Origin of the sequence: Bacillus sp. FSL R5-0585 (assembly GCF_038004545.1) — a bacterium.
GTDB lineage: Bacteria > Bacillota > Bacilli > Bacillales > Bacillaceae_G > Bacillus_A > Bacillus_A cereus.
Window position 1 is genome coordinate 4,813,921 of the sequence record NZ_JBBORJ010000001.1, and the last position, 26,944, is coordinate 4,840,864.

Sequence of the window (26,944 nt, forward strand, 5' to 3'; positions counted from 1 at the left end):
CAGACTGAGAAGCCACAGTCTGCTTTTTTGTCATGTTACATTCTATGATTTTGTTTTACTGGAACTCTTATTGGTTCTTTGGCCAATAAGAGTTGAACGCCGAAGTAAAGTATGCTTGCAAGTGTCATTCCAGAGACGGCATCTACAAAGGCATGTTGCTTCGTAAATAGCGTTGATAAAATAATAAGTGTACCGAAGAAAGTAAGGATGTAATATTCAAAAGCATGTTGTTCTCTACGCTTAAAGGCAGCTAACATAATTACAAATGTAGTAAGAACGTGAATGCTAGGGAAACAGTTTACTGGCTGGTCGATACTATAAATATAGCGAACTAGTTCAGAAAATACATCTGTTCCAACGACAGTCGGACGCGGTACAGTTGTTTGCCAAAAATAATAAATAGAAAAACAAGCAAGCTTTCCAAAAATAACACTACTTAAAGTGACATAATATTGCTTTCGGTCAGCGAAGCAGTAATAAATAAGTGCGCCGTATAAGTATGGAAACCAAAGTAAATAAGGAATAATAAATGCTTTTACAAATGGAATCCAATCATCTACTACAGTTGTAACGTCTACTGCGTGAACAGTCGATTTATTTAATACGTCGTAAAGGGGACTTACGAGTACGAGTAGAAGTATATAACTTAACGGAAGAAAAGATGAAAGTTTAAATTTCTTCATGTTGATCTCCTATGTTTAGTAATGTAAGTAAATTCAATTGATTATAATATAGAAACGTGAATTGGGCTATCGATTTTACTTACATTTTCTTGAATTAACCTTACGTTTTTGTCACTTGACTAAAAAGAAGGGGGAGGGTGCTAAATGAAGCGTTTATCATATTTTTTAGTTTTTATATTGTTATGCCTAGTAGGTGCTGGGTGTGCAAAGAATAACGAAGGAGAAAAATTAGAATATAACGGAAGAGCACTCGTAATTGGAGTTGTTGGAGAAAAGCCGAAAGATACGTTTAGGAATGTAAAGTTTGAGGAAATGAAGTTAGAGGAACTGGAAAAGAAATCTAAGGAAGTAGATGGTTTTCTAATAATGAAAGATCACTTTCAAGAAGCCTCAACAGAGCAATATAAAAATGTATTTTCATCACTAAAGAAACCAGTGTTTTTTATCGGTTTACAAGATAAATCATATTCGATTTTTATTACAAAAGGGATAGAGTATAACAGTGCCCGAAAAGATGTAAATGCTATGTATACGCAAGGGTTTGCGAATATCGGAAGTGGTGAAGGACAACAATGGGCAATTGGTTTATCGAATGGTGGAAATACAGAAGAAAGTATTCATAATATGTATATCGTCGTATTTCAAACAATTGCAGATTATTTAAATAGATAATGAAGGAGCCTACAAAAGAGGCTTCTTATTTTTTTAATCAAACGTTTGTTTAAGCTGTATGTTCGGTAGGAAGAAACCGATGTAACTCAAGGGTTAACAAAGAAAAATAGAGAATTAATCAAACGTTTGTTTAAGCTGTATGTTCGGTAGAAAGAAACTCCTGTAGTTCAAAGGTTAAGAAAGAAAATGGAGAATTAATCAAACGCTTGTTTAAAATATATGTTTGGTGCAGAATCTAAAAAATTTATATATTTATTTTTTCTTAACAAATGGCGGAAAAATAAGAAAAATTCGCAGGATTATTAAAAATTATCACGAAATAAGTAAAAGTTTAGCGAATAATGGTTTGAAATAATAAAACGTTTTCTATATGATAAAGGTAAAGGTTAGTAAAAAAGTAGGTGAATTTATGACAGTAACATTTTATTCATATCCAAAGTGTGGCACATGTCAAAAGGCAAAGAAATGGTTTGAGGCAAACGATGTAGCATATGAGATGATTCATATTGTTGAAAATCCACCATCAAAAGAAGATTTACGTAATTTACATGAAAAAAGTGAATTACCATTAAAAAAATTCTTTAATACAAGTGGAATGCGTTACCGTGAACTTGGTCTAAAAGATAAGTTGAAAGATGCAAGCGAAGACGAAATGTATGAGCTTTTAGCATCTGATGGCATGTTGATTAAACGTCCAATTGTAACAGATGGAACGAATGTAACACTTGGTTTTAACGAAGAGCAGTTTGAAAGTGTGTGGAAAAAGTACCAATAAGGTATTTTTACATAATTAATACATTCACTGGAGGTACAGTCATGAGCATTCCAAATAATTTACGTTACTCTGAAGAACACGAATGGGTAAAAACTGAAGGTAATGAAGTTGTTATCGGTATCACTCACTTTGCACAAGGTGAGCTAGGCGATATCGTATTCGTTGAACTTCCTGAAGTAGGTGCAACAATCGAAGCTAACGAGCCATTCGGAAGCGTAGAATCTGTTAAAACAGTTTCTGAGTTATACGCACCTGTAAGCGGTAAAGTTGTAGCAGTAAACGAAGAATTAAGTGACCAACCAGAACTTGTTAACGAATCTCCATACGAGGGTGCATGGATGGTTAAAGTTGAACTTTCTGATGCAAGCCAAGTTGAGAAGTTATTAACTGCAGAAAAATATGCAGAAATGACAAACCAAGACTAATTATAGTCGACTAAAGGACAGCCTTTGTGCTGTCCTTTTTTATTTTTTGTGAAATAATGAAATTTAAGTTATATGTAAATAAATAAGCTATTATGAGAAAAACTGTTTTGTGGTAAGGTTTCATAAGTCTTCACAATCTAAACGAGCCGCTTGCGCTTTTCGTTGTCTAGCTCCACCTCCTAGCCCTTCATGTCTAAGAACCTTCCGCACGAGAAGACAAAAAGCGTCTTCTGTACGAAAGAACCTTAGCCAACAGGGCTAAGCAGTCGGTTCCGCTTTTCTTTTGCAAAAATAAACAGGAAACAACATGAAAATAACGAATATACTATATACTAAGTTCAAGGTTGTATAGTATATGGTGATCGGGTGATGGCATATGATTTATGTAGAAAAAGTCATTATTGTAGAAGGTACATCAGATAGAAGAAAGATTGAATCTATTATTCGTGAACCGGTGGAAATTGTTTGTACAAATGGTACAATTGGTTTGTCGAAAATGGATGAGCTCGTTGATCAGTTTTTTGATAAGGAAGTGTATGTGCTAGTGGATGCTGATGATGCTGGAGAAAAGTTAAGGAAACAATTTCGAAAAGAATTTCCGCAAGCCGAGCATATCTATATTGATCGCTCGTACCGAGAAGTGGCAACTGCGCCATCTACACACTTAGCAAATGTATTATGGGGAGCCGACATTGACGTTTATACAGAATATTTACGGTAAGGAATGATAGAAGTGATTGATTGGACAGGAGCCGAAGCTACAGCCCTAATAGAGAACGAAGAAAAAACAGTATTATATGTATATACTCCAATGTGTGGAACATGCCAATTAGCAAAAAAGATGTTAACAGTCGTTGAGATGACAATTGAAGGCCTCAAAATTGGGATGTTAGATTTAAATTATGCTCCGCATTTAGCGAAAGAGTATGGGATTGAAAGTGTACCTTGTTTACTTGTTTTTGAAAATGGGACACTGATGAAGAAGATATACGCATTTCATTCGGTTGAATATTTATATACGGAATTAAAGTAGGCGGCAAAATTTTTGCCGCCTCGACATATTTCTTGGGAAATATGTCGAGATGCAGGGTGGATACAGTATTTGTCGAGCGAAAATAACAGGATTGCTCTTTAGTGAGAGGGAATGGTATGTAATAGAAAGTGATATGAAGGATGTGATTTAGGGTGAGATTATATTCTTTGCTTCAATCATTTGTAAATTACGCTAATGCTCAATATCATTTAGAACCGCTTTTAAGACAAGAAGAAAAAACTGTTAATTTTCGTTTTGGAGATGAAAGTTGTTCGTTACAAATTTCAAGAGATTATATAGAGCTGGTACATGAAGAAAGAGGAACGGAACAAATCATTTGCTTAGATGAAAAGGATATAGAACAATTGGTGAATGGAAATGTACGATTGCAAATGCTAATGAATGATGGACGTGTACAATATTCGGGAACGTACCGAACGATGTTATTAGTGGAATCGATGTTTCATATATGTAAACCGATGTCAGTAGGTGCTTAAAATTCTGAAGTTTCATTTTTTGCGAAAATTTCTGTTGACATGGTGAGTGTATATTGATACAATTCAAGTCATAAAATATAGACAATTTCATAAATTTCAAATCAGACGAAAATTGAATCTGATTTCTCTTATCAAGAGAGGTGGAGGGACTGTGCCCTGTGAAGCCCGGCAACCGTCAACTTATGTTGAAATGGTGCCAATTCCTGCAAAGCAAATGCTTTGAGAGATGAGAGAGAGGGATAATGTTGTTATATACGCATAAAAACCTTTCTGCTTCTCTAAAGCAGAAAGGTTTTTTTATTGTTTGAATGTGGAGGACATTCAAATAATAAAAGTAATGATAATAGTGGACTACACGCATTAAAAATAAAAAATTGCGGAGTCGACCTAAAATCTTTATGAAATCTAGCTCCAGCGGCTAGAACAGTCGGTCGTGTCATCCCTTCCTATGAGGCAAAAAGCGCCTCTACGTCAGGGATTCAAACGCCCTCTTGTTCTAAACGATCCGCTTGCGCTTTTTATTTAAAAAAGGGGTGAACATCATGATTCTATTAGAGAACGTAAAGAAAATATATAAGGCGAAAAGCGGTGATGTCACTGCTGTAGATAACGCCAATTTAAAAATAGAAAAAGGTGAAATATTTGGTGTTATTGGATATAGCGGCGCTGGGAAAAGTTCTTTAATCAGATTGTTTAATCAGTTAGAGAAACCGACTTCTGGTCAAATTACAATTGCGAATCGTGTTATATCAGCAATTACAGGAAGTGAACTTCGTAAGGCAAGGCAAGAAATCGGAATGATTTTTCAACACTTCAACTTACTTTGGTCACGAACTGTACGTGAAAATATAGAGTTTCCACTTGAAATTGCAGGTGTTGATAAAGCGAAGAGAAGAAAACGTGTTGATGAATTAATTCATCTTGTTGGATTAGAAGGAAGAGGAGACGCGTACCCGTCTCAGCTGAGTGGAGGACAAAAGCAACGCGTTGGGATTGCAAGAGCATTGGCTAACAATCCACAAGTGCTTTTATGTGATGAAGCAACGTCAGCTCTTGATCCAGAAACGACAGATCAAATTTTGGATTTACTATTAGACATTAATAAGCGCCTTGGTTTAACAATTGTACTCATTACACATGAGATGCACGTGATTCGAAAGATTTGTAACCGTGTGGCGGTAATGGAGAGAGGAAAGATTGTAGAAACGGGTCCAGTACTTGATGTATTCCGTAATCCGAAGCAAGATATTACGAAACGATTTGTACAGCAGTTAACAGATTCTGAAGATACAAATGAAACGATTGAAAATTTAATTGAAAAATATCCAGATGGAAAAGTAATTCGTTTGCAGTTTATCGGTGAGGCTGTAGAAAGACCAGTGCTTCAACGATTAATGCAACGCAGTGATATAGAAGTTAGCATTTTGCAAGGAAATATCGCACAAACGAATAACGGTTCTTACGGTAGCTTAGTTGTTCATTTAAATGGTGAGGAAACAGCGATCCAGCAAGCAATAGAAGGAATTCATCAAGATCAAGTAGAGCTGGAGGTGATTGCACATGGATAAGTTACTCGCAAATGTTGATTGGAATCAAATGCTAGAAGCAACTGGTGAAACGTTATATATGACGGCAATCGCAGCTCTTGCGACATTTGTTTTAGGACTCATTTTAGGATTGTTACTCTTCATGACAGCGAAAGATAATTTATGGGAAAACAAATCAATTAATACGGTGATTGGAGCATTCGTAAATATATTCCGTTCTATACCGTTCATCATTTTAATTATTTTGTTAATCCCATTCACAAAGATTCTTCTTGGAACAATTCTTGGAGCAAGTGCAGCTTTGCCGGCTTTAATTATTGGAGCAGCACCATTCTACGCGAGAATGGTTGAAATCGCACTTCGCGAAATTGATAAAGGTGTAATTGAAGCTTCAAAAGCGATGGGAGCAAAAACAAGCACAATTATTTTGAAGGTGTTAATTCCAGAATCGTTACCAGCATTAGTATCTGGTATTACGGTTACGACAATTGCTTTAGTAGGCTATACAGCAATGGCAGGAGTTGTTGGTGCTGGTGGCCTTGGAACACTTGCTTACTTAGAAGGATTCCAAAGAGGGAATAACGATGTAACAATCGTTGCGACAATTTGTGTATTACTAGTTGTATTTTTAATTCAGTGGATTGGTGATAGTTTAACGACTCGAATAGATAAACGATAATGAAAAACGGGAGGATGTTTCAAATGAAAAAATTATTACTTACGGCACTTATTTCAACTTCAATTTTTGGATTAGCTGCTTGTGGCGGGAAAGATAAAGATGAAAAGAAACTTGTTGTTGGTGCTTCTAACGTACCGCACGCTGTTATTTTAGAAAAGGCAAAACCGTTACTTGAGAAAAAAGGAATTGAATTAGAAATTAAAAAATTCCAAGACTACGTATTACCAAATAAATCGTTAGCGGATAAGGAATTAGATGCAAACTACTTCCAGCATATTCCGTATTTAGAAAAAGAAATTAAAGATAAAAAGTATGACTTTGAAGTAGCAGGAAAGATTCATTTAGAACCAATTGGTGTGTACTCTCAAAAGTATAAGAGTTTAAAAGAGCTTCCAGATGGTGCGACAATTATTATGAGTAATTCAGTTGCTGACCACGGACGTGGTTTAGCAATTTTACAAAAAGAAGGTATTTTAAAAATTAAAGACGGAATAGATCCAGTTAAAGCAACTCCAAAAGATATTGCAGATAATCCGAAAAATCTAAAATTCAAAACGGATATCGAGCCTGGTTTATTGCCACAAGTGTATAACAATAAAGAAGGCGACGCTGTTTTAATTAATTCTAACTATGCAATTGATGCAAAGTTAAATCCGGAAAAAGATGCAATTGCAATTGAAGGAAATGATTCACCATACGCAAACATAGTAGCTGTTCGTAAAGGCGATAAAGATAAGAAAGAGATTAAAGCTCTTGTAGAAGTATTGCATTCTAAAGAAATTGAAGACTTCATTAATAAAGAATATAAAGGGGCGGTTGTTCCTGTAAAAGAATAATTGCTGAAAAGGGCTGGTGTATGCCGGCTCTTTTTATAACTACATAACTATTGGGGAGAAGGGGAAAGCATATGAAAAAGGTTCTACTGTCAATTGTTACAGCGTTGTCTGTATTTACATTAGCTGCTTGCGGAGGAAAAGAGGAGAATAAGCTTGTTGTGGGAGCTTCTAACGTGCCACACGCTGTTATTTTAGAAAAGGCACAGCCGATTTTAGAGAAAAAGGGTATTAAATTAGAAATTAAAAAATTCCAAGATTATGTGTTGCCGAATAAGGCTTTAGCGGATAAAGAAATTGATGCGAACTACTTCCAGCACATTCCTTACTTAGATAAAGAAATTCAAGAAAAGGGATATAAAATTGTAAACGCAGGAAAAATCCATTTAGAACCTATGGGCATTTATTCTAAGAAATATAAAAGCTTAAAAGACCTACCAGATGGCGGAACAGTGATTATGAGTAATAACGTAGCGGAGCGTGGCCGCATGCTAGCGCTGTTACAAAAAGGTGGCGTTATTAAATTAAAAGACGGAGTAGATGTTGTTAAAGCAACAGTAAAAGATGTTGTAGAAAACCCGAAAAACTTAAAATTTAAAACAGATGTTGAACCTGGACTTTCACCGAAATTGTATGAAAATAATGAGGGAGATGCTTTATTTATTAATTCAAACTATGCAATTGATGCAAAATTAAATCCAACAAAGGATGCAATTGCGATTGAAGGATCAGACTCTCCGTATGCAAACATCATTGCAGTTCGTAAAGGTGATGAGAAGAAAAAAGAAATTAAAGAGCTAGTAGAAGTGCTACATTCAAAAGAAATTCAAGATTTTATTAATAAAGAATATAAAGGTGCTGTACTTCCGGTAAGTGAATAAATATAAGGAAAGGGCTGGAAAATTACCAGTCCTTTTTTCTTTATATAAATAAGAAGAAAGGTGTATCATAGAAAGATGTGAAGGAAATACTTATATACATTTGTGAAAAAACGGTTACTTTTTTTCGTCGTTTGCGATATCATTTTATTTGATATAAAATTAGAATGAGAATAAAATGAGAATATGAACGTTTTAGGAATTTTTAAAATGTATATATAGGATTAATGGAGGTATTGAGATGGCTGGTTCTACATTAACGGTTAAAGACTTACACGTATCAATTGATGGCAAAGAAATTTTAAAGGGTGTAAACCTTGAAGTAAAAGGTGGAGAAATCCACGCAATTATGGGACCTAACGGAACAGGTAAATCAACTTTATCTTCTGCAATTATGGGTCACCCAAAGTATGAAGTAACAGAAGGTAGCATCATCATCGACGGTGAAGATGTATTAGAAATGGAAGTAGACGAGCGCGCACAAGCGGGTCTATTCCTAGCAATGCAATATCCAAGCGAAATTAGCGGAGTAACAAACGCTGACTTCTTACGTTCTGCAATTAATGCACGTCGTGAAGAAGGCGATGAAATTTCTCTTATGAAATTTATCCGTACATTAGATAAAAACATGGAATTCCTAGAAATGGATCCAGAAATGGCACAACGTTACTTAAACGAAGGTTTCTCTGGTGGAGAGAAAAAACGTAACGAAATTCTTCAATTAATGATGATTGAGCCAAAAATCGCAATCTTAGATGAAATCGACTCAGGTCTTGATATCGATGCATTAAAAGTTGTATCTAAAGGTATTAACGAAATGCGCGGCGAAGAGTTCGGTTGCCTAATGATTACGCATTACCAACGTTTATTAAACTACATCACTCCAGACTTCGTTCACGTTATGATGAACGGTCGTATCGTTAAATCTGGTGGCCCTGAGCTTGCACAACGTCTAGAAGCTGAAGGTTACGACTGGATTAAAAAAGAATTAGGTATTGAAGACGAAACAACAGAGCAAGAAGCGTAAGAGAGGAGCATAAACATGACAATCGGTACATTACCTTTCGATCAAGAAACAATCCGTCAACGCGCAAGCGAAGTAAACGAAGCAGCTTGGTTGACTGAGTTCCGCTTACAAGCTCTTGCACAAGCAACTGAACTTCCAATGCCAACGCCTGATAAAACGAAAATTGACAAATGGGACTTTATCGGAAAAGGCGACGCTGCTAAGCAAGAGCCTGTAAGTTCTTTAACTGAACTTCCAGAAGCAGTGAAAAACTTAATCGATGAAAATAACAGCGTATTAGTGCAACGTACTGGTACAACTGCATTCGTTTCTTTAGCAGACGAAGCAAAAGAAAAAGGTGTTATTTTTACAGACATCGTAACAGCAGCAACTGAGCACGCTGAACTAGTACAAAAGTACTTAATGAAAGACGGCGTGAAGGTAGACGAGCATCGTCTAACTGCACTTCATGCTGCATTAATCAACGGCGGTGCATTCGTATATGTTCCGAAAAACGTTGTTCTTGAAACTCCACTTCAAGCTGTATTCTTAGTAGATGGCGAAGAAGCTAACGTATATAATCACGTACTATTCGTAGCTGATGCGAACAGTACTGCAACTTATGTAGAAAACTACGTTGCAAATGAAAATGCTAAAGGTATTGCAAATATCGTGGCAGAAGTAATCGTGGAACAAGGCGCACAAGTGAAATTCGGTGCGGTTGATCTATTAGCAAAAGACGTAACAACTTACGTTAACCGCCGCGGCGTTGTAGGACGCGACGGCCGTATTGATTGGGCTCTAGGCCTTATGAATGATGGAAACACAATTTCAGAGAACGTTACGAACTTAATGGGCGACGGTTCATATGCTGATACGAAAACAGTAACAATTGGCCGTGGTAACCAAACACAAAACTTTACAACTAAAGTTGTTCACTTCGGTAAACACTCTGAAGGTTGGATTTTAAAACACGGTGTACAAAAAGATAGTGCAACATCTATCTTTAACGGAATTGGTAAGATTGAACACGGTGCATCTAAATCAAATGCACAACAATCTTCTCGCGTTCTTATGTTAGATGAAAAAGCACGTGGTGATGCAAACCCAATTCTTTTAATCGACGAAGATGATGTAATGGCAGGTCACGCAGCTTCAGTAGGTCGCGTAGATCCAGTCCAACTATACTACTTGATGAGCCGTGGTATTCCAAAACGCGAAGCAGAACGTTTAGTCATCCATGGATTCTTAGCACCTGTAGTTAATGAGCTTCCAATTGAAGGAGTAAAGGCACAGCTTGTTGAGGTAATTGAAAGGAAAGTTCGCTAATGAATATTCATGAAATACGCAAACAGTTTCCAATTCTTGATCAAAAAGTGAACGGCAAACAACTTGTTTATTTCGATAGTGCAGCAACTTCTCAAAAACCAATTCAAGTCATTGAAACGTTAGAACGTTACTATAAAGAATATAATTCTAACGTGCATCGCGGTGTTCATACGCTCGGTACGAAAGCTACCGACGCGTATGAAGGTGCACGTGAGAAAGTTCGCAAGTTTATTAACGCGAAATCAATGGAAGAGATTATTTTCACGCGCGGAACGACAACTGCATTAAATACAGTAGCAGCTAGCTATGGTCTTGAAAATGTAAAAGAGGGCGATGAAATCGTTATTTCTTACATGGAGCACCATAGTAATATCATTCCGTGGCAACAAGTTGCGAAGAAAACTGGTGCAACTTTAAAATACCTTCCGCTTCAACCAGACGGTACAATTTCTTTAGAAGATGTTCGTCAAACAGTTACACCGAATACAAAAATCGTTTCTATTATGCAAGTATCAAACGTACTTGGAACGATTAACCCTGTAAAAGAAATCGGAGCAATCGCACACGAAAATGGCGCAATTATGGTCGTTGATGGTGCACAAAGTACACCTCACATGAAAGTGGATGTACAAGATTTAAACTGTGATTTCTACGCATTATCTGCTCATAAGATGTGCGGACCTACAGGTATCGGCGTATTATATGGTAAAAAAGAATTGCTGAACAATATGGAGCCAATTGAATTTGGTGGTGAAATGATTGATTTCGTAGATTTACAAGAATCTACGTGGAAAGAGCTTCCGTGGAAGTTTGAAGCAGGTACACCGATTATCGGTAATGCAATCGGACTTGGTGCGGCAATTGATTTCCTAGAAGAAATCGGTCTTGATAATATTGAAAAGCATGAGCATGAATTAGCGCAATACGCTTTAGAAAGACTATCAGAAGTAGATGGCGTTACAATTTATGGTCCAAAGCATCGCGCTGGTCTTGTTACATTTAATATTGAAGACGTACATCCTCACGATGTAGCGACTGTATTAGATGTAGAAGGCATTGCAGTTCGCGCAGGACATCACTGTGCACAACCGCTTATGAAGTGGCTAAAAGCTTCTTCAACAGCACGTGCGAGCTTCTATTTATATAATACAAAAGAAGAAATTGATACATTTGTTGAATCGCTAATCAAGACAAAGGAGTATTTCACAAATGTCATTTAATAATTTAGATACGTTATATCGTCAAGTTATTATGGATCATTACAAAAATCCTCGTAACCATGGCGTGTTAGAAGATAGTGTTACCGTTAACTTGAACAATCCAACTTGCGGCGATCGTATTCAACTTACGATGAAAGTAGAAGAAGGGATTGTGCAAGAGGCGAAGTTTGAAGGTGAAGGATGTTCAATCTCAATGTCTTCAGCTTCAATGATGACACAAGCAGTAAAAGGTAAGAAAATTGAAGAAGCACTTCAGCTTTCGAAAATTTTCTCTGACATGATGCTAGGAAAAGAGTACGATGACAGCATCGATTTAGGAGATATTGAAGCATTACAAGGCGTATGCAAGTTCCCTGCACGTATTAAATGTGCAACATTAGCGTGGAAAGCGTTAGAAAAGGGCTTAAACGAAGATAAGTAATGTTAAAGGTTCCTAAAAACGAGGTTATCTAAGGAGGGACACACCAACATGGCGAAGCAACTGCCAGATATCGGCGATTATAAATATGGTTTCAAAGACAAAGACGTTTCGATTTTCCGTGCTGGACGCGGTTTAACAAAAGAAATCGTTGAAGAAATTTCACGTATGAAAGAAGAACCACAGTGGATGTTAGACTTCCGTTTAAAATCACTGGATAAGTTCTACGAAATGCCAATGCCACAATGGGGCGGCGACTTAAACGACTTAGATTTCGATGAAATTACGTACTACGTAAAACCATCTGAGAAATCTGAGAAGTCTTGGGATGAAGTACCTGATGAAATTAAAGCAACATTTGATAAATTAGGTATTCCAGAAGCTGAGCAAAAATATTTAGCTGGTGTATCTGCACAGTACGAATCTGAAGTTGTATACCACAACATGAAAGAAGACCTAGAAGCTCTAGGAATCGTCTTCAAAGATACAGATAGCGCATTAAAAGAGAACGAAGATATTTTCCGTGAGCATTTCGGAAAAGTAATCCCACCAACAGACAACAAATTCTCTGCATTAAACTCTGCAGTTTGGTCTGGTGGATCATTCATCTACGTTCCAAAAGGTGTTAAAGTTGATACACCACTTCAAGCGTATTTCCGTATTAACTCTGAAAATATGGGACAATTCGAGCGTACGCTTATCATCGTAGACGAAGGCGCACACGTACACTACGTAGAAGGTTGTACAGCACCTGTTTACACGACTAACTCACTTCACAGTGCGGTAGTAGAAATCATCATTAAGAAAGATGCATATTGCCGTTATACAACAATCCAAAACTGGGCGAACAACGTATACAACCTAGTTACAAAACGTGCGGTTTGTGAAGAAAACGCAACGATGGAATGGATTGACGGTAACATCGGATCTAAATTAACGATGAAATACCCAGCAGTTATCTTAAAAGGCGAAGGCGCTCGTGGTTTAACATTATCTATCGCGATTGCTGGTAAAGGCCAACACCAAGATGCTGGTGCGAAAATGATTCACTTAGCACCAAACACGTCTTCAACAATCGTTTCTAAATCGATTGCGAAGCATGGTGGTAAAGTAACTTACCGTGGTATCGTACACTTCGGACCAAAAGCGAAAAACTCTCGCTCTAACATCGAGTGTGACACGTTAATCATGGATAACCAATCTACATCTGATACAATTCCTTACAACGAAATCAAAAACGATTACGTTTCACTTGAGCACGAAGCGAAAGTATCTAAAGTATCAGAAGAACAATTATTCTACCTAATGAGCCGTGGTATTTCTGAGCAAGAAGCTACAGAAATGATCGTAATGGGCTTCATTGAACCATTCACTCGCGAACTTCCAATGGAATACGCAGTTGAAATGAACCGCCTAATCAAGTTTGAGATGGAAGGTTCTATCGGTTAATATATGTATGAAGAAAGCGCCCTGCTGTGCAGGGCGCTTTTTTATTGTGTGAGCTGGGCTTGGGGTGGGGTTAGCCGAGATACCCAGGTGGGTTTCTGGCTAAATATATCAGCGATTTTTCAAATATATCGATCACAACTCGGAATATATCAGCGATTATTTCAATATATCGACGATTCGACAAGGAATATCGACTTATCAACAAATTACGACAAAAGAAATTCTTCATATACCCTGCAACATTTTATATGAAAGGGGACCGACTGGAAGTAAGGCAAAGATACTGACAAATCCACTGGTGAATCCAATTGAAAAAAGACCTGCGAATCTCCTGTTGAACTTTCTGACAAATCCCCGCTCTACCAACTAATCCCCAGACTGGAAAAAGTAAAGTTTCTCCTATAAAAAGGACAATCTTTTGCTTTTTCTCACAATGCGAGTACAATGTAAAATAGCAAGAAAAGACGAAAAGTATTTACAGGATTATTGTGTGCGCATAGCGTAAATGGCAGTAAGGAACTGAGAGGAGGTTTTTTCTCTGAATACAAATAAAGAAACAATCATCCACCTTTATCATACAAACGATATACATAGTCATTTTGAAAATTGGCCGCAAATTTCTCGGTTTGTTCTAGGGGAGAAAAAGCGAAGACAGGAAGCGGGAGAGACTGTTTTGACGGTTGATATCGGCGATCATGTGGATCGTTTTCATAGTATTTCGGAAGCGACGAATGGACTTGGGAATACGAAGCTTTTGAATGAGGCGTTATATGATTATGTAACGATCGGAAATAATGAAGGAATTACGTTAGCGAAGGAGCATTTGAATCGGCTCTATGATGATGCTGGATTTGAAATACTTGTCGCAAATTTATTTGAAAAAGAAGGGGTACGTCCGTCATGGGCAAGGCCTTATAAATTGCATACAACGACGGATGGGATTACCATTGCTTTTATCGGATTAACGGTAGCTTATCCAGAGTTTTATCAGATGCTCGATTGGCATATTGAAGATCCCATTATTCATTTAGAGTCTATTTTAGAAGAAGTGAAAGATGAGGCTCATATTACGGTTGTCCTTTCTCACCTTGGAAAAAGTATGGATGAGTATATGGCAGAGCATTATGATATAGATGTTATTTTAGGAGCACATACGCATCATTTATTTGAGCGTGGTATTCTACTGAATAATACTTTACTTTGTTGTTGTGAAAAGTGGGGGCGTTACGTTGGTCACGTACAGCTTACTGTGGATATAGAGATGAAGAAATTGCTGAAAAAAGACGGTAGGGCGATTAAGACGGAACGTTTAGGTGCTTATAGCGAGCCGTTATCCACAATTGAAATACTGCAGGAAGAAAGTGAGCATATAATGGCAGAGTCTGTCGTTCATTTAAAAGAGTCATTACCGGTTGATTGGTTTCATGAGACGCCGTTTTCTCACATGTTAGCAAGTGCGCTGAAAACATGGTGCAATGCAGAGATTGGCATGGTGAACGCTGGTGTACTTCTTGAAGGGTTAGAAGAGGGTGTTGTAACGCGCGGAGATATTCACAGAATTTGTCCACATCCAATTAATCCGTGTGCTTTGAAAGTTCCAGGAAAGATATTAAGAGAAGTTATTTTGAAAGCACGTAAGCCGAATATGGAGAATCTTGAGGTGAAAGGATTTGGATTTCGGGGAAAAGTGATGGGGAAAATGATTTACGCTGGTGTAGAAGTCATTCCAGATACGATTCCCGGGAATAAAATTTTACTCGAAGATGTATTAATTAACGGGGAATCGCTGGAATTAGATCGTATATATACAGTAGGAACGATTGATATGTTTACATTTGGCTACTTATACCCAGAGCTATCCACACTTTCTGACAAACAATATTATATGCCAGAACTACTTAGAGATGTGTTAACAGATATGTTAATAACTTATACATCTTCCGTTAAACTATAGGCTAGTTAACTTGTAACACTCATTTTTCTCTTGTCATACAGATAAGAAAGAGAGGAGTGTGAACTATGGTTAATGTGGAGCCAATTATAATTGATAATTATACGTTTATTGCAGTTAGCGTGAAACTTCCAAAGACGAATTTGCTAGCTGTAATGAGCGATAAAGGATATATTATGTGTGGTGCATTAGATGTAGGTCTTTTAAATGAGAAGTTAGGTGATCGAGGAATTATTGCTGGCCGTGCGGTTGGCGTAAGAACGATTGAACAACTTCTTGAAGCGCCACTAGAATCGGTAACGATTGAAGCCGAAGCTTTAGGCATTACGGCTGGTACAATTGGAAAAGAAGCATTATTAAAAATGAGATAAGCATATATCGTCCCTCCTTCTTGCATAGAAATGATATAAGAAGGAGGTTTTTTTATGAGTATATTTCGCTCGAAAAACTCGCGGTTTCGAAGGGGACCTATTGCCTTTCGGTATATACTGCTTATGTCGTTTATTCTTTTTGTTATATTACTTACGCAAGGGTTGTGGATTGTGAATAATAATATTCAGCCGACCTTAATTAAATATGGGGAAGTAGAGACACATAAAATGGCGACGGCAATTATGACGAAGGCAGTAAAGGATCGAATTAATGAAGGATTCGATGTAGATTCATTAATGAAAGTACAGAATGATAAAAACGGAAAAGTATCCACAATTAATTTAAATACAAAGCAAGTAAATGAAATTGTAACATCAACGACCACATACATAGAAAAATATTTGCAGCAAGTAGAACAAGGGAAGTTGAAGGAGCTAGGTATTGCTGAAAAAAACGGCGCGACTATGGCAGTTCCTTTTGGGCGTGTAATTGATAATGCACTTCTTGGTAATATAGGACCAGATATTCCGATTCATTTCACGCCAGTTGGACATGTGAATACAGATATTAAACAAAAAATTGAGCCGCATGGGATTAATACTACAGCGATTCAAATTGTTATGGAAATGGAAGTAACATTGCAAGTGATTATTCCATTTCATACGAAAGAGATAAAGGTGAAACAAAATGTTCCGATTGCGACGCGTATCGTTCAAGGGGAAGTGCCTACGTATTATGGAAGCGGAAGTGTTGCTGTACCTGATAAAAAGAAAACAGATAGTTAGTCGCATATAAAGTGAAACTCGGTTCAGTCAGGCTTTTACTGGATAAAAAATAACCGTAGCAATGCAGCTACGGTTATCTTTTTGTATTTGCTCGTTCTTTGCGTTCCCAAAGGCTTAAATGCATGTATGGATCGAAGGCCCATTCTGTATAGCCATTGTCTTTATACATGCCAAAATGTAAGTGGGGCGGAAATTTTCCGGCTGTACCAGGAGGTCCATAACCAGTGCTACCAACAAATCCGATTACTTTCCCTGGCTCAACAATTTGTCTAAGCTGTATTTCTTTTGAGAACCCGCCTAAATGAGCGTAATAATGGTAATTGTTATGAAGGTCGCGAATACCAATGCGCCATCCACCAAGGCGGTTCCAACCTTTCGTTTCAATAATGCCATAGCAAGTCGACCTTACTGGCACGCCATATCCGGCAAAAATATCGGTTCCTTCATGAATCCTTCTGCCCCCAAAACTTCTTCCAGCGCCGAAAGTACTACGGTAGCTATGGTCACTACGGATCGGAAGAGGAAAAGCATTTCCTTCTAAATTAATACGTCCATAATGTTTATAAATTTGGGCGTATTCGCTAATTAAATCAACTGTTTTTGCACGTCTATAATATTCCCAGAGCATAATTTTAATACGGTCTTCTGACGTTCCTTGTTTCCTTAAAATAGTCGCTGCGGTATGCAGAAGATCACGATCGCTATTTGCATTTGCAAATCCATCTTTGTCACCATCTAAACCTATTCCGCCAAATAGAGAAATTGTATGGGGGAGAGTATCGTTACTATTAATAGGTCCAGCCCATATTTCTGGTTTGAAATAAAGGGAAATGATGGCATCTGGTTTTTTCGGAATATCTTTTCTTACGCTCCGTATATTTCTTTCATATTGATCCATTGCAGCTAAGTAATACCATGGAATGCCTGAAGACTGCTCGGTTTCTTTATATAGTGCCATGCGCTTTTCGTATATGCTTTGCTGATTATCTTCACCGTAAGCGATGTTTTGGTGAAGAAGAAAACAAATAGAAAGCAAAAGAGAAATTTTTCGAAGCATGAAATAGACTCCTTTCACAACATCACTCTTTTTAGTGTGGGATATACGGAGTATTTCATTATAGGGAACGATTGGAAAAAATCTTAGAATCTTCATTTGAGCAAATCGCTTTCATACGTTAGAATAGATATGTTACATTGAAAGAAGCGAACACGGTAAACTATTTCATATTGTGCGGAGTTGATAACCATGACAAAACAAACAGAATATAAGCGCAAGCCCGAATGGTTGAAAATTAAGTTAAACACGAATGAAAACTATACAGGCTTAAAGAAAATGATGCGTTCTAAGAATCTTCATACCGTTTGTGAAGAGGCAAAATGTCCGAATATTCATGAATGCTGGGCTGTAAGAAAAACAGCAACATTTATGATTTTAGGTGCGGTTTGTACACGTGCTTGTCGTTTTTGTGCGGTTAAAACAGGCTTACCAACTGAGCTTGATTTACAAGAACCAGAACGCGTAGCAGATTCAGTAGTACAAATGGGCTTAAAGCACGTTGTTATAACAGCGGTTGCACGTGATGATTTAAAGGACGGAGGAGCAGCTGTTTTTGCTGAAACAGTACGCGCAGTACGTCGTAAAAACCCATTCACGTCTATCGAAGTATTACCATCTGATATGGGTGGAGTAGAAGAAAACTTAAAAATGTTAATGGATGCAAAACCAGATATTTTAAACCATAACATTGAAACAGTACGTCGATTATCTGACCGAGTTCGCGCTAGAGCAAAATATGAACGTTCATTAGAGTTTTTACGTCGAGCGAAAGAAATGCAGCCTGATATTCCAACTAAATCGAGCATTATGGTGGGCTTAGGTGAAACGAGAGAAGATTTAATTGAAGCAATGGATGACTTACGTGCAAACAATGTGGATATTTTAACTCTTGGGCAATACCTACAACCATCTAAGAAGCATTTACCAGTTCTTAAATATTACCCACCAGCAGAATTTGCAGAGCTTAAAGAAATTGCACTTAGCAAAGGATTTAGCCACTGTGAAGCTGGCCCACTTGTGCGTTCTTCTTACCATGCGGACGAGCAAGTACGTTCTGCAAAAGAAAAAACAGCAGAAGCTAAATAATGAAAAAAAGAGAGCTAATGATTAGCTCTCTTTTTGTTTGTACTCTAAAACGGTATTTGGACATGTTAATAAAATCTTTTTTAATTCTTCTGTGGATAATTCAATTGTAAATTCAGGTACACCAGGTGTAATTAAAATTTTATCGTACGTATAAATAGCGTTATCCACAATAATTGTTACATCGTGTGAATATCCGAAAGGAGCCACACATCCCGGCGTACAACCAGTTTTGTCTCGCAGTTCATCAGGAGAACAGAGAGATAACCGTTCTCCTGTTAGTTCTTTCATCTCTCCCCGGTTGAGTCTTGTGCCCTCTAACGTAAAAAATACGTAATAATCTCCAGACTTTGATTTTAAAAATAAGCTTTTACTTGGAGTGCCTTGTAAGCCGAGTCTCTCACGTACAATCCGATCTGTCTCATAATCGAGTACTGGTTCGTGTTCAAATTTTTCATAAGAAACATTTGTTTTATGTAGTAGAGCAAGTACATCTTCGTACATATGGAGTGATACCCCTTTCTATTATTAGTACAGTTTCTTCTCGTGGCGTCAACTGAATGTTTTGGAAAGGGATATTACTTGGACGATGCTTCCCATAAGCGTTTTATGATACATTGTTCGTTGATTGTAATTTCGTAAATATCAGGATTCGTTAAAGTTCTCCATTCATTAAAGCCAATCGTATGATCAAAATGCTTTAAAATGAGCGTAAGTAAATTGCCATGTGTAACAAGTAGTGTTGTCGTATGGTTTAATTGTAAAACGTCTTGAATAAGCGATATGGCACGGTCTGTTGCTTGTTTTGTTGACTCTCCGCCTGAAAAGGCAATATCTATATTTGTAAAAGTAGATTCTAGTTTTTGCATCCAATCATCCATTGGAACGTTGCTCAATATGCGTTCAGTTAATCGTTCATCTTCTTGGATAGATAAGTTAGCTTGGAGCGCATAGGGCCGAATGGAATCGATAGCTCGGACAAATGGGCTTGAAATAATATGATCGATTTGTAGATGATTTTCTAAGAGGAATGTAGCAAGGGTATTTGCTTGGTCTTTTCCATCGGTCGTTAATTCAGCATCACGTTTTTGCCCAGTTGCTGAACAATGTCGTATTACAATAATTTTCTTCATAATTCATCCCCATCTTTCAAGTTGACGCTATATACTTCGACAAATGTGGAAATAATTCCTTTTTCTTGGAAAACGGCATATGGATTTAAATATGTGGAAAAGTAATGTGGATAATGAACATTTGAGGTGCAATCATGAATAAAATAATATGTATTGTATTTAGTCTTTGTTTTTTTATACACTTGTCCACAACTTATGCAGAGTCGAATCAAAAACTAAATTATCCAAGCAATCGAAATAAGTCATTTGTGAGTGAGGATGTTTTTTATAAACAGTTAGACAAGAAAATCTATAAAGAATACAATAATGCAGCATATAGTGTTCGGAAAAAAATCTTATTTAAAGAAGTGGCTGATGAAGAATTTTCTTTCCTACAAAAAACAGCCATGGGTTGTCGGAGTAGTGTGATGCTTCAAGATTTTTTTGTTCATCCTGATCGCCAAGTTTATTTTTTCGCTTCCTTTTCTCAAAATGAAGTAGAAGAGTTTCATAAATATATCGTTATAGATGCAGAAACAAAGAGGGAGCTGCAAGAAGGAAAAAGCTATCACCATTGCGACAATCCATAAAAAATACCCCACCAATCGGTGGGGTATTTTTTACTCCGGCACACTCATTAATTTCGCTTTCATCTTGCGAATAAGAACGACAGCCCCAATTGTGAAGAGAAGGGTAATTCCTTCGGCAACAAAGATATTGATTGTTTTTGTTTGGTAAAGTGCCGCGAAAAAGTCTACAAATGCGTGGAATAGTATAGCGTATACTAGGAAGATATATTTCTTCTGTTTGACTGCGTATAAAACAAGCATTGTAAAGGCGATTTGAAGCACGAGTGCCATAATTCTTTCTAAGCTACCAAGGAAGTATAAGTAGGCAGGTTGCTGAATTAACATGTCCTGTAAAATGCTAAGCTCGGGTTTTTGTTCAATCAGTCGAGCGAAGCTACCATCGTTAATAGAATTAGCAAAGATTAATGCTTGTAATGCAGAAAAACCGCCAATTAAAATAGATTCAATTCCGCCGTGACCAATTCCATAAGCGAAGCCATCTTTATATTCTAGATATTTTTTTAGTAAGAAGAAGAAGGCAACGAAGCGTCCTAATTCTTCAAAAATACCAGCAGTCAATCCGCCATAAATTGCGAAGACAAACGGATTTTCTAAAAATGGAGCGATTGTTGGATTACCGCGCATAAATAGGTGGAATGGTGTTTCAAGAATTTGGGTGAATCCGATAAAGATAAGAACACCAACGCCGACCACTTTCCAATTCATATTATATTTTTTACGGAAATAAACGAGTACGATAATTGGGACCAGAATCGAGACAATAAGTTGAAAAATGATGCTGGCAATTACAGTATTTGAAACCATACTTTCACCGCTTTCTAATATATGTACATATCTATTATGCATGAAATAGGGGAGAGATGAAACTTTTAGAAAGAAAATGAATTTACTTATTGACTCTAACGTTGCGTCATACTTTATCGTATGTACTAAGGGGGAGATACAAATGACAATGAGAGTAAAAGAAGTAGCTGATTTAGTTGGAATTAGTGTGCGCACACTGCATCATTACGATGAAATTGGGTTGTTAACCCCAGACGAGACGACAGAGTCTGGATATCGTCTGTATTCCAATGAAAATTTAGAGACATTGCAGCAAATTTTGTTTTTTAAAGAGCTTGGCTTCCCTTTGAAGAAAATTAAAGAGATTATCATGAGTCCATCATTTGATCGCGAAGAGGCACTACAGCTTCATAAGAAGATGCTTCTTGAAAAGCGTGCCAGATTAGATAAGGTGATTGCGACGATTGATAAAACAATTCAGCATACAAAAGGAGAGATTGAAATGACGAATAAAGAGAAATTTGAAGGATTCGATTTCAGCCATAACCCATATGAAGAAGAAGCACGTGAAAAATGGGGAGACGCAGCTGTAGATAAAGCGAACGAATATGCAAAAGGTATGTCAAAAGAGAACCAAGAGGAGTTTAATGCTATTTATAGAAATTTAGCAACGCTTAGACACGATGCACCAGATTCTAAAGAGGCGCAGGCAGCTATTAAAGTATGGTACGATTACTTGCAAAACTTCGGTGAATATTCGTTAGATGCTTTTAAAGGACTCGGTCAAATGTACGTCGCTGATGAGCGTTTTACGAAAAATATTGATAAGTTTGGTGAGGGATTAGCGCAGTTTATGTGTGATGCGATGGAGGTTTATGCGGATCGTAATAAAAAATAAAAAGTAAAACAGGTGGAGATTTTCTCCACCTGTTTTACTTTTTAATCATATCATTCAAAGTCTGATCTCCCGTATTGTTCAAATGAGGATTTTTACTCATTTCTCGTTTTAACATATCGAGGCTTTGTGTATATTCTGTATCATTTAATGCGCCAGATTGAAGCCCTTGAATTTGAGAAATCAACTTTTGGTCTGTTGATACATATGCTTTATAATAGCGAGGAACGATAGACAAAGCAGCTCTATATACTTGATCCGCTACGAGTTTTGGATCCGTTGTGTTTGCACGGTATACAACGAACACTTCATCATCAGTAACGAGTGTAGCAGCGTTTGTAACGTCAGGAAGTTTGACTGTCATGCTTGTAATCATTTCAGCGACCTTCTCGCGATTAATGGCCCCTACTTGTTTGTTAGATACTTCATGCTTTTGTTTAGAAGAATAACCGACTCTTGTGAGTCTTGTATTTGTATTTTCCGTATGATACATGTCGTTTTTATTGGAAACAAGAACACGGCTTCCTTCTTCACGTTCCATTTCAGCTTTGTTCGCTGATTGGCAGCCTGCAAATAAGGAAAGAGTGAGAAGGGAAAGTAAAATTTGTTTTTTCACGATGTATCACCTCCTTCTCCATAGCATGTACTAATTTGCAATTTTTTGTATTTGAAATTGTTGGTTGTTATGCTTTGTGATACGATAAAAAGAAGAATGCTTAGAGAGGAAGTTAATGATGGAGCAAAAGCAAGAGATTCATGCTACGGTGAGCATTAATAATGTTCAGTACGAAGTAATTAAAAACTTTCGTGACGGTTTTAGTGAAGAAGCATTTAAAGAGCGCTATGCAGAAATTTTAAATAAATATGATTACATCGTTGGGGACTGGGGATATGAGCAACTTAGATTGCGCGGATTCTTTGATGATAGTAACCAACGTGCGACATATGATACGAAAATTAGTACGTTAACGGAGTATTTATACGAGTACTGTAACTTCGGTTGCGCACATTTTGTATTACGAAAAGTGAAGAAATAAAAAAATCCTCTTACGATTGTAAGAGGATTTTTTGCATATTCTCATTTATAAACAAATCGAGATACGATCGCCTTCAGAAAGTATTGTATTTGGCTTCATTTGTTGTCCGTTTAATTGAATATCCCCATTTTTAATTTTATCCACAATGCGTGTACGGCTCCAGTCGGAAATATATGTGGATAAGGCTTTATCGATGCGGTGGGAACCGAAAACAATATCTAATACGATCGTGATTTCGGTTATGCCGCTTTCTTGATGTTGCGTAATGGAAATGGTAGTAGTTGTTTCTGGCTGATCCTGCTGCGTCATATCGACTGTTTCAACGTGATCAGTAAATGCTTTATAAATACGAAGTTTTTGATTCCACGTATGGTCTTTCGGACATTTATAAATGGCAAAGCGGTATATGTTTTTTCCGTTGGCGTTATGCCTACGAATATTTGTGTCGGTAAATAGGGTAGTACGTCTGCAATTTTTACAATATTTTTCGATTGTGTTTTGCTCGTTTTCATATAAACTCCAAGAAAGTTGTACTTTCTGCATTTTCCTTCACCTCTTATAGTAGTGGTAAAGGAACGTAATACAGCTATTTGGATGTCTTGTAGTATGAAGGCATGAGAAAAAGACAAAAATAAAAGGAGGTTCCCCAAAGAGGAACCTCCGTAAACATCATACTACAGATGCAATACGCTCCTTTGTAATGGGAATGGGCAGACTACTCCCTTGAAAAAGCACGGTGCTTTTTTGAGAGTAATTCTATCCAATTGCTGGTCCATTACAAAGTAGTTGTTGGCATACGTCGTAAACGTCCTGTCTATCATGCCTTTCGAGAGGCCCCCCACCTCTAAACGTAAGTGAAGGTGGTGAGGTGAATCGAAAGAAATATTTTATTTTTGAGAAAAACAGAAACGTATGTTCTTTTTTTGCTATAATATCCTTAACAAGGAGGTGAATAAAATGGCAAAAGAAAATCCATCAAACTATAAAACTCTTCAAATTTGGATTAAAAAAGGGCATCGTATGTATTCTTATTTTCAAGAATGTTGTCATAACGCTAAGAATATGTACAACACTACAAACTTTTATATACGCCAGGTGTACACTGGATTAACACAAGAAAAAGAGTTACAGCCATTGCAAAAAGAAGTTCTGGATCATATTCATAAAAATATTGGTAAGATGAATGACACACAACTTCTTGCCTATCAGAAGAAATTGGAAAAAGAGAAATTAAAGCCTAAAGAAGAACAGAAAGAGATTACATGTAATTTTTTTTCAGAACCTAATTTTGAAAAACCTTATGTAGATTACAACTTTCTAGATGCACTATTTAAGGCTATGATTCAAAATGATTATCGAGCTTTGCCTACGCAATGTAGCCAGTCAATCATGAAAGGTGTGTTCCAAAATTGGAAATCTTTTTTTGCTAGTTTAAAAGACTATAAAAAGAATCCAAACAAATATGCTGGAATGCCTAGGATTCCAAAGTATATTCGTTCTTCTGAAAAAGAGATTCTGTATACAAACCAAGATTGCATCATTAAAAACAGTAGATTTTTAAAGTTTCCAAAGACGAAATTGCAATTAAATATTGGGAAACTAGGTTTCACTGAAGGTAAACTGAAACAAGTTCGTGTGATTCCAAAATACAATGAATATGTAGTGGAATTGGTAATTGATGTTCCTTCTGAACAACAAATTATTGAAGAGAATGCTCGTTATATGAGTATTGATTTAGGTATTGATAACCTTGCAACCATCGTAACAAACACAGGTATGAAACCTGTCCTTGTTAAGGGCAAACATGTCAAAAGCATAAATCAATATTACAACAAAATGAAGAGTCATTTTACAAGCATTCTTAGAAATGGAAAACAAACGAATGAAGGACCTTTTACTTCTAAAAGGATAGAAAAACTTCATCAAAAACGTTACTTGAAAATAAAAGACGTCTTCCATAAAGTTAGTCACCATATCGTAAAACTAGCACAAGAAGAAGATGTTTGTAAAATCGTTATTGGTCAAAACAAAAGTTGGAAACAAGAAACAAATATGGGAAAAAGAAATAACCAATCGTTTTGTCATATCCCACATAGTTTATTGATTCAAATGATTACATACAAAGCAAATGCTGTAGGCATTCAAGTTATTGTAACTGAAGAATCATATACATCGAAAGCAAGTTTTCTGGATAACGACTTCATTCCAACGTATGGAGAAAATGACCAAAATACAACTTTTTCAGGAAAACGAATAAAGCGCGGCATATATTGTTCAGCAAATAAAACTTTAATTCATGCAGATGTAAATGCTGCGGCTAACATTTTACGAAAAGTAATCCCAAATGCATGGACAAATGGGATAGAGGGGTTAGGTGTGAAACAGCTCGCTAATGTGTTAACTCCCCTGACGTTAATCGTCCGTTAGGTCGAAACGTTAGAAACCCCCACTTCAAGCTTTGCTAAGTGGGGGAGTGTTCATCCAAATAGATTTATTCTTAATTATAATTAAAAGATTGAAAATTTAAAATAATTATAATGAAAAACACCAGCTAAAAAGCTGGTGCCTAAGATAAATTATATAAGTTCAAATAAAAATGAGCGTAGTTCTTCTGCAATTTCTTCAGTCATAGAAAATGCATGCTCTAAGTAGCCTGGTTCGTTTAAATCGTCAGCACCGATGATTGCAAATTTATTGCGTTGCATATCAAGGACAATTGTTTTACCGTAATGACGATCGGAGTATAATAGCGCTAAATCGTGACGCTCATTTTCTCCCATAAAGCTAACGAAACGAGTTTTTGTAGCGACAGTATCGTCGTACAGAAAGAAACGTTCTTCCATACACATGGCTCCTTTATTAAATATCTAAGTTTAAGTGTGGTTTATGATCTAAATGGTGATGTGTTTTAATGAATCGTACTGTTCTTGTTTTGTAACGCATTACGATAGAGTATGTTTCAGCTAAGTCTCCGCCAAGGAATTTAACACCGTCTAATAACTCACCAGCAGATACACCAGTTGCTGAGAAGATTGCATCATCCCCAGATACTAAGTCATCTAACATAAGAAGTTGACGAGGATCTTCTAATCCCATTTCACGACAACGAGCTTCTTCTTCTTCGTTCATTGGAACTAAGCGAGCTTGCATTTCACCTTCAAGGCACTTTAATGCTGCTGCAGAAATAACACCTTCTGGAGCTCCGCCAATACCTACGAATAAGTCGATACCCGTTCCAGGTAGTGCTGTTGCGATTGACGCACCAACATCACCGTCACCAAATAATTTTACGCGTGCACCTTTTGCACGAACACGGTCAATAATATCTTGATGACGTTCACGTTCTTGAACGATAACTGTTAGATCGCGAATCTTTTTATTGTTAGCTTCTGCTACAATTTCAATTGTTTTTTCAATTGGATCATCTAAGCTAATTTTACCAGCTGCTTTTGGACCAACCGCGATTTTTTCCATGTACATATCAGGAGCATGAAGAAGGTTCCCTTTGTCTGCGATTGCAATAACTGCCATTGCATTTGCAAGACCTTTTGCAACGATGTTTGTACCTTCTAATGGATCAACGGCGATGTCTACTTCTGGACCGTTACCTGTTCCTAGTTCTTCACCAATATACAACATCGGTGCTTCATCAAGTTCTCCTTCACCAATTACAACTGTACCTGCCATGTTTACTGAATCGAACATATCACGCATTGCTGTAGTTGCTGCATCATCTGCTTCATTTTTCTTTCCGCGGCCCATCCACTGTGCGGATGCTAAGGCTGCTGCTTCTGTTACACGGACAATTTCTAGTGCGAGTTCACGTTCCAAGATT

32 protein-coding genes and 1 riboswitch are annotated in these 26,944 nt (G+C 37.1%); of the genes, 23 read left to right on the top strand and 9 right to left on the bottom strand.

What is annotated here, in order from left to right; translation table 11 throughout:
- Positions 1 to 35: 35 nt before the first annotated feature.
- Positions 36 to 683 (bottom strand): phosphatase PAP2 family protein, encoded by a 648-nt coding sequence (locus tag MKY38_RS24705; protein ID WP_000713772.1) that lies wholly within the window; start codon positions 681 to 683, stop codon positions 36 to 38.
- A 144-nt stretch (positions 684 to 827) separates the two neighbouring features.
- Between MKY38_RS24705 and MKY38_RS24710 the strand changes: the two genes are divergently transcribed.
- The 18 genes from MKY38_RS24710 to yunB all read left to right on the top strand — a co-directional run bounded on the left by MKY38_RS24710 (position 828) and on the right by yunB (position 16,552).
- A complete protein-coding gene (locus MKY38_RS24710) occupies positions 828 to 1,355 on the top strand; it encodes a hypothetical protein (protein ID WP_063537953.1) in 528 nt (175 codons plus the stop codon).
- A gap of 409 nt (positions 1,356 to 1,764) precedes the next feature.
- Entirely contained in the window at positions 1,765 to 2,130 is a 366-nt protein-coding gene (locus MKY38_RS24715; protein WP_000218968.1) for an arsenate reductase family protein, read from the top strand.
- A 41-nt stretch (positions 2,131 to 2,171) separates the two neighbouring features.
- Positions 2,172 to 2,555 carry a glycine cleavage system protein GcvH gene (gene gcvH, locus MKY38_RS24720; RefSeq protein WP_000026897.1) on the top strand — a complete coding sequence of 128 codons (384 nt, stop codon included), beginning with the start codon at positions 2,172 to 2,174 and terminating at the stop codon, positions 2,553 to 2,555.
- Positions 2,556 to 2,931: 376 nt separating this feature from the next.
- Positions 2,932 to 3,276, top strand: coding sequence for a toprim domain-containing protein (locus tag MKY38_RS24725; RefSeq protein ID WP_000640870.1), 345 nt, complete (start codon positions 2,932 to 2,934; stop codon positions 3,274 to 3,276).
- Between the two features lie 3 nt (positions 3,277 to 3,279).
- Positions 3,280 to 3,588 (top strand): thioredoxin family protein, encoded by a 309-nt coding sequence (locus MKY38_RS24730; RefSeq protein ID WP_002025020.1) that lies wholly within the window; start codon positions 3,280 to 3,282, stop codon positions 3,586 to 3,588.
- 152 nt (positions 3,589 to 3,740) lie between these two features.
- Complete coding sequence (locus tag MKY38_RS24735) at positions 3,741 to 4,085, top strand: hypothetical protein (RefSeq protein ID WP_001242136.1); 345 nt, start codon at positions 3,741 to 3,743, stop codon at positions 4,083 to 4,085.
- Between the two features lie 125 nt (positions 4,086 to 4,210).
- Positions 4,211 to 4,318: riboswitch (SAM riboswitch) on the top strand.
- A 309-nt stretch (positions 4,319 to 4,627) separates the two neighbouring features.
- Positions 4,628 to 5,653, top strand: a complete 1,026-nt coding sequence (locus MKY38_RS24740; RefSeq protein ID WP_000601778.1) for a methionine ABC transporter ATP-binding protein — start codon at positions 4,628 to 4,630, stop codon at positions 5,651 to 5,653.
- Positions 5,646 to 6,311, top strand: coding sequence for a methionine ABC transporter permease (locus MKY38_RS24745; protein WP_000359401.1), 666 nt, complete (start codon positions 5,646 to 5,648; stop codon positions 6,309 to 6,311). Before MKY38_RS24740 ends, MKY38_RS24745 begins: the two co-directional genes overlap by 8 nt.
- Positions 6,312 to 6,334: 23 nt before the next feature.
- Positions 6,335 to 7,147, top strand: a complete 813-nt coding sequence (gene metQ / locus MKY38_RS24750; protein WP_063537946.1) for a methionine ABC transporter substrate-binding lipoprotein MetQ — start codon at positions 6,335 to 6,337, stop codon at positions 7,145 to 7,147.
- Positions 7,148 to 7,218: 71 nt separating this feature from the next.
- Complete coding sequence (gene metQ / locus MKY38_RS24755; RefSeq protein WP_000757005.1) at positions 7,219 to 8,025, top strand: methionine ABC transporter substrate-binding lipoprotein MetQ; 807 nt, start codon at positions 7,219 to 7,221, stop codon at positions 8,023 to 8,025.
- A 238-nt stretch (positions 8,026 to 8,263) separates the two neighbouring features.
- On the top strand, positions 8,264 to 9,049 hold the full coding sequence (gene sufC / locus MKY38_RS24760; RefSeq protein WP_000929160.1) for a Fe-S cluster assembly ATPase SufC: 786 nt from the start codon (positions 8,264 to 8,266) through the stop codon (positions 9,047 to 9,049).
- A 15-nt stretch (positions 9,050 to 9,064) separates the two neighbouring features.
- Entirely contained in the window at positions 9,065 to 10,357 is a 1,293-nt protein-coding gene (sufD, locus tag MKY38_RS24765) for a Fe-S cluster assembly protein SufD (RefSeq protein WP_000152167.1), read from the top strand.
- Positions 10,357 to 11,577 (top strand): cysteine desulfurase SufS, encoded by a 1,221-nt coding sequence (gene sufS, locus MKY38_RS24770; protein ID WP_001020767.1) that lies wholly within the window; start codon positions 10,357 to 10,359, stop codon positions 11,575 to 11,577. Before sufD ends, sufS begins: the two co-directional genes overlap by 1 nt.
- Positions 11,567 to 11,998, top strand: coding sequence for a Fe-S cluster assembly sulfur transfer protein SufU (gene sufU, locus MKY38_RS24775; RefSeq protein ID WP_000009523.1), 432 nt, complete (start codon positions 11,567 to 11,569; stop codon positions 11,996 to 11,998). Before sufS ends, sufU begins: the two co-directional genes overlap by 11 nt.
- A gap of 48 nt (positions 11,999 to 12,046) precedes the next feature.
- A complete protein-coding gene (sufB, locus tag MKY38_RS24780; protein ID WP_001118827.1) occupies positions 12,047 to 13,444 on the top strand; it encodes a Fe-S cluster assembly protein SufB in 1,398 nt (465 codons plus the stop codon).
- A gap of 562 nt (positions 13,445 to 14,006) precedes the next feature.
- Complete coding sequence (locus tag MKY38_RS24785) at positions 14,007 to 15,398, top strand: bifunctional metallophosphatase/5'-nucleotidase (RefSeq protein WP_071686394.1); 1,392 nt, start codon at positions 14,007 to 14,009, stop codon at positions 15,396 to 15,398.
- A 65-nt stretch (positions 15,399 to 15,463) separates the two neighbouring features.
- Positions 15,464 to 15,766, top strand: a complete 303-nt coding sequence (locus tag MKY38_RS24790) for a YunC family protein (RefSeq protein ID WP_000248463.1) — start codon at positions 15,464 to 15,466, stop codon at positions 15,764 to 15,766.
- A 54-nt stretch (positions 15,767 to 15,820) separates the two neighbouring features.
- Positions 15,821 to 16,552, top strand: a complete 732-nt coding sequence (gene yunB / locus MKY38_RS24795; RefSeq protein ID WP_065224350.1) for a sporulation protein YunB — start codon at positions 15,821 to 15,823, stop codon at positions 16,550 to 16,552.
- A 73-nt stretch (positions 16,553 to 16,625) separates the two neighbouring features.
- Here yunB and MKY38_RS24800 read toward each other — a convergent pair whose 3' ends face one another.
- Positions 16,626 to 17,609, bottom strand: a complete 984-nt coding sequence (locus MKY38_RS24800) for a M23 family metallopeptidase (protein ID WP_070180644.1) — start codon at positions 17,607 to 17,609, stop codon at positions 16,626 to 16,628.
- 189 nt (positions 17,610 to 17,798) lie between these two features.
- Here MKY38_RS24800 and lipA point away from each other — a divergent pair, with 189 nt between their 5' ends.
- Entirely contained in the window at positions 17,799 to 18,695 is an 897-nt protein-coding gene (gene lipA, locus MKY38_RS24805; RefSeq protein ID WP_000166372.1) for a lipoyl synthase, read from the top strand.
- Between the two features lie 21 nt (positions 18,696 to 18,716).
- On the opposite strand, the gene MKY38_RS24810 is transcribed toward lipA, so the two are convergent.
- Both MKY38_RS24810 and MKY38_RS24815 read right to left on the bottom strand, forming a co-directional pair.
- Complete coding sequence (locus MKY38_RS24810; protein WP_000272747.1) at positions 18,717 to 19,196, bottom strand: YbaK/EbsC family protein; 480 nt, start codon at positions 19,194 to 19,196, stop codon at positions 18,717 to 18,719.
- 74 nt (positions 19,197 to 19,270) lie between these two features.
- Positions 19,271 to 19,825 (bottom strand): histidine phosphatase family protein, encoded by a 555-nt coding sequence (locus tag MKY38_RS24815; protein ID WP_065224347.1) that lies wholly within the window; start codon positions 19,823 to 19,825, stop codon positions 19,271 to 19,273.
- Positions 19,826 to 19,959: 134 nt separating this feature from the next.
- On the opposite strand from MKY38_RS24815, the gene MKY38_RS24820 reads away from it, so the two are divergent.
- The gene (locus MKY38_RS24820; protein ID WP_065224346.1) at positions 19,960 to 20,394 is read left to right on the top strand and encodes a hypothetical protein; all 435 of its coding nucleotides are present in this window, start codon (positions 19,960 to 19,962) and stop codon (positions 20,392 to 20,394) included.
- Positions 20,395 to 20,424: 30 nt separating this feature from the next.
- On the opposite strand, the gene MKY38_RS24825 is transcribed toward MKY38_RS24820, so the two are convergent.
- Complete coding sequence (locus MKY38_RS24825) at positions 20,425 to 21,240, bottom strand: YhfC family intramembrane metalloprotease (RefSeq protein WP_002164635.1); 816 nt, start codon at positions 21,238 to 21,240, stop codon at positions 20,425 to 20,427.
- 100 nt (positions 21,241 to 21,340) lie between these two features.
- Here MKY38_RS24825 and MKY38_RS24830 point away from each other — a divergent pair, with 100 nt between their 5' ends.
- A complete protein-coding gene (locus MKY38_RS24830; RefSeq protein WP_000178775.1) occupies positions 21,341 to 22,075 on the top strand; it encodes a MerR family transcriptional regulator in 735 nt (244 codons plus the stop codon).
- Between the two features lie 34 nt (positions 22,076 to 22,109).
- Here MKY38_RS24830 and MKY38_RS24835 read toward each other — a convergent pair whose 3' ends face one another.
- Entirely contained in the window at positions 22,110 to 22,688 is a 579-nt protein-coding gene (locus tag MKY38_RS24835) for a YhcN/YlaJ family sporulation lipoprotein (RefSeq protein ID WP_000744132.1), read from the bottom strand.
- 118 nt (positions 22,689 to 22,806) lie between these two features.
- On the opposite strand from MKY38_RS24835, the gene MKY38_RS24840 reads away from it, so the two are divergent.
- Positions 22,807 to 23,109: a YutD family protein gene (locus MKY38_RS24840; RefSeq protein ID WP_000435943.1), complete on the top strand. Its 303-nt coding sequence runs from the start codon at positions 22,807 to 22,809 to the stop codon at positions 23,107 to 23,109.
- A gap of 45 nt (positions 23,110 to 23,154) precedes the next feature.
- Here MKY38_RS24840 and MKY38_RS24845 read toward each other — a convergent pair whose 3' ends face one another.
- Positions 23,155 to 23,652, bottom strand: coding sequence for a cytoplasmic protein (locus tag MKY38_RS24845; RefSeq protein WP_065224342.1), 498 nt, complete (start codon positions 23,650 to 23,652; stop codon positions 23,155 to 23,157).
- A 414-nt stretch (positions 23,653 to 24,066) separates the two neighbouring features.
- Here MKY38_RS24845 and MKY38_RS24850 point away from each other — a divergent pair, with 414 nt between their 5' ends.
- Entirely contained in the window at positions 24,067 to 25,536 is a 1,470-nt protein-coding gene (locus tag MKY38_RS24850) for an RNA-guided endonuclease InsQ/TnpB family protein (RefSeq protein WP_341050028.1), read from the top strand.
- Between the two features lie 149 nt (positions 25,537 to 25,685).
- Here the strand turns inward: MKY38_RS24850 and MKY38_RS24855 are convergent, their stop codons facing one another.
- Positions 25,686 to 25,952, bottom strand: a complete 267-nt coding sequence (locus tag MKY38_RS24855) for a DUF3055 domain-containing protein (protein ID WP_000392606.1) — start codon at positions 25,950 to 25,952, stop codon at positions 25,686 to 25,688.
- 16 nt (positions 25,953 to 25,968) lie between these two features.
- On the bottom strand, positions 25,969 to 26,940 hold the full coding sequence (gene glpX, locus MKY38_RS24860) for a class II fructose-bisphosphatase (protein WP_000439090.1): 972 nt from the start codon (positions 26,938 to 26,940) through the stop codon (positions 25,969 to 25,971).
- Positions 26,941 to 26,944 lie beyond the last annotated feature (4 nt).

Bases quoted from the DNA above. Each gene is read 5' to 3' on its own strand.
- MKY38_RS24725 (WP_000640870.1), top strand. From the start codon at position 2,932: ATGATTTATGTAGAAAAAGTCATTATTGTAGAAGGTACATCAGATAGA.
- sufU (WP_000009523.1), top strand. From the start codon at position 11,567: ATGTCATTTAATAATTTAGATACGTTATATCGTCAAGTTATTATGGAT.
- MKY38_RS24730 (WP_002025020.1), top strand. From the start codon at position 3,280: ATGATAGAAGTGATTGATTGGACAGGAGCCGAAGCTACAGCCCTAATA.
- MKY38_RS24840 (WP_000435943.1), top strand. From the start codon at position 22,807: ATGGAGCAAAAGCAAGAGATTCATGCTACGGTGAGCATTAATAATGTT.
- MKY38_RS24830 (WP_000178775.1), top strand. From the start codon at position 21,341: ATGACAATGAGAGTAAAAGAAGTAGCTGATTTAGTTGGAATTAGTGTG.
- MKY38_RS24710 (WP_063537953.1), top strand. From the start codon at position 828: ATGAAGCGTTTATCATATTTTTTAGTTTTTATATTGTTATGCCTAGTA.
- MKY38_RS24790 (WP_000248463.1), top strand. From the start codon at position 15,464: ATGGTTAATGTGGAGCCAATTATAATTGATAATTATACGTTTATTGCA.
- metQ (WP_000757005.1), top strand. From the start codon at position 7,219: ATGAAAAAGGTTCTACTGTCAATTGTTACAGCGTTGTCTGTATTTACA.
- MKY38_RS24705 (WP_000713772.1), bottom strand. From the start codon at position 683: ATGAAGAAATTTAAACTTTCATCTTTTCTTCCGTTAAGTTATATACTT.
- MKY38_RS24820 (WP_065224346.1), top strand. From the start codon at position 19,960: ATGAATAAAATAATATGTATTGTATTTAGTCTTTGTTTTTTTATACAC.
- sufS (WP_001020767.1), top strand. From the start codon at position 10,357: ATGAATATTCATGAAATACGCAAACAGTTTCCAATTCTTGATCAAAAA.
- lipA (WP_000166372.1), top strand. From the start codon at position 17,799: ATGACAAAACAAACAGAATATAAGCGCAAGCCCGAATGGTTGAAAATT.
- MKY38_RS24745 (WP_000359401.1), top strand. From the start codon at position 5,646: ATGGATAAGTTACTCGCAAATGTTGATTGGAATCAAATGCTAGAAGCA.
- yunB (WP_065224350.1), top strand. From the start codon at position 15,821: ATGAGTATATTTCGCTCGAAAAACTCGCGGTTTCGAAGGGGACCTATT.
- sufD (WP_000152167.1), top strand. From the start codon at position 9,065: ATGACAATCGGTACATTACCTTTCGATCAAGAAACAATCCGTCAACGC.
- sufB (WP_001118827.1), top strand. From the start codon at position 12,047: ATGGCGAAGCAACTGCCAGATATCGGCGATTATAAATATGGTTTCAAA.
- MKY38_RS24810 (WP_000272747.1), bottom strand. From the start codon at position 19,196: ATGTACGAAGATGTACTTGCTCTACTACATAAAACAAATGTTTCTTAT.
- MKY38_RS24740 (WP_000601778.1), top strand. From the start codon at position 4,628: ATGATTCTATTAGAGAACGTAAAGAAAATATATAAGGCGAAAAGCGGT.
- MKY38_RS24815 (WP_065224347.1), bottom strand. From the start codon at position 19,825: ATGAAGAAAATTATTGTAATACGACATTGTTCAGCAACTGGGCAAAAA.
- MKY38_RS24825 (WP_002164635.1), bottom strand. From the start codon at position 21,240: ATGCATAATAGATATGTACATATATTAGAAAGCGGTGAAAGTATGGTT.
- MKY38_RS24715 (WP_000218968.1), top strand. From the start codon at position 1,765: ATGACAGTAACATTTTATTCATATCCAAAGTGTGGCACATGTCAAAAG.
- MKY38_RS24845 (WP_065224342.1), bottom strand. From the start codon at position 23,652: ATGCAGAAAGTACAACTTTCTTGGAGTTTATATGAAAACGAGCAAAAC.
- metQ (WP_063537946.1), top strand. From the start codon at position 6,335: ATGAAAAAATTATTACTTACGGCACTTATTTCAACTTCAATTTTTGGA.
- MKY38_RS24800 (WP_070180644.1), bottom strand. From the start codon at position 17,609: ATGCTTCGAAAAATTTCTCTTTTGCTTTCTATTTGTTTTCTTCTTCAC.
- gcvH (WP_000026897.1), top strand. From the start codon at position 2,172: ATGAGCATTCCAAATAATTTACGTTACTCTGAAGAACACGAATGGGTA.
- MKY38_RS24850 (WP_341050028.1), top strand. From the start codon at position 24,067: ATGGCAAAAGAAAATCCATCAAACTATAAAACTCTTCAAATTTGGATT.
- MKY38_RS24855 (WP_000392606.1), bottom strand. From the start codon at position 25,952: ATGGAAGAACGTTTCTTTCTGTACGACGATACTGTCGCTACAAAAACT.
- sufC (WP_000929160.1), top strand. From the start codon at position 8,264: ATGGCTGGTTCTACATTAACGGTTAAAGACTTACACGTATCAATTGAT.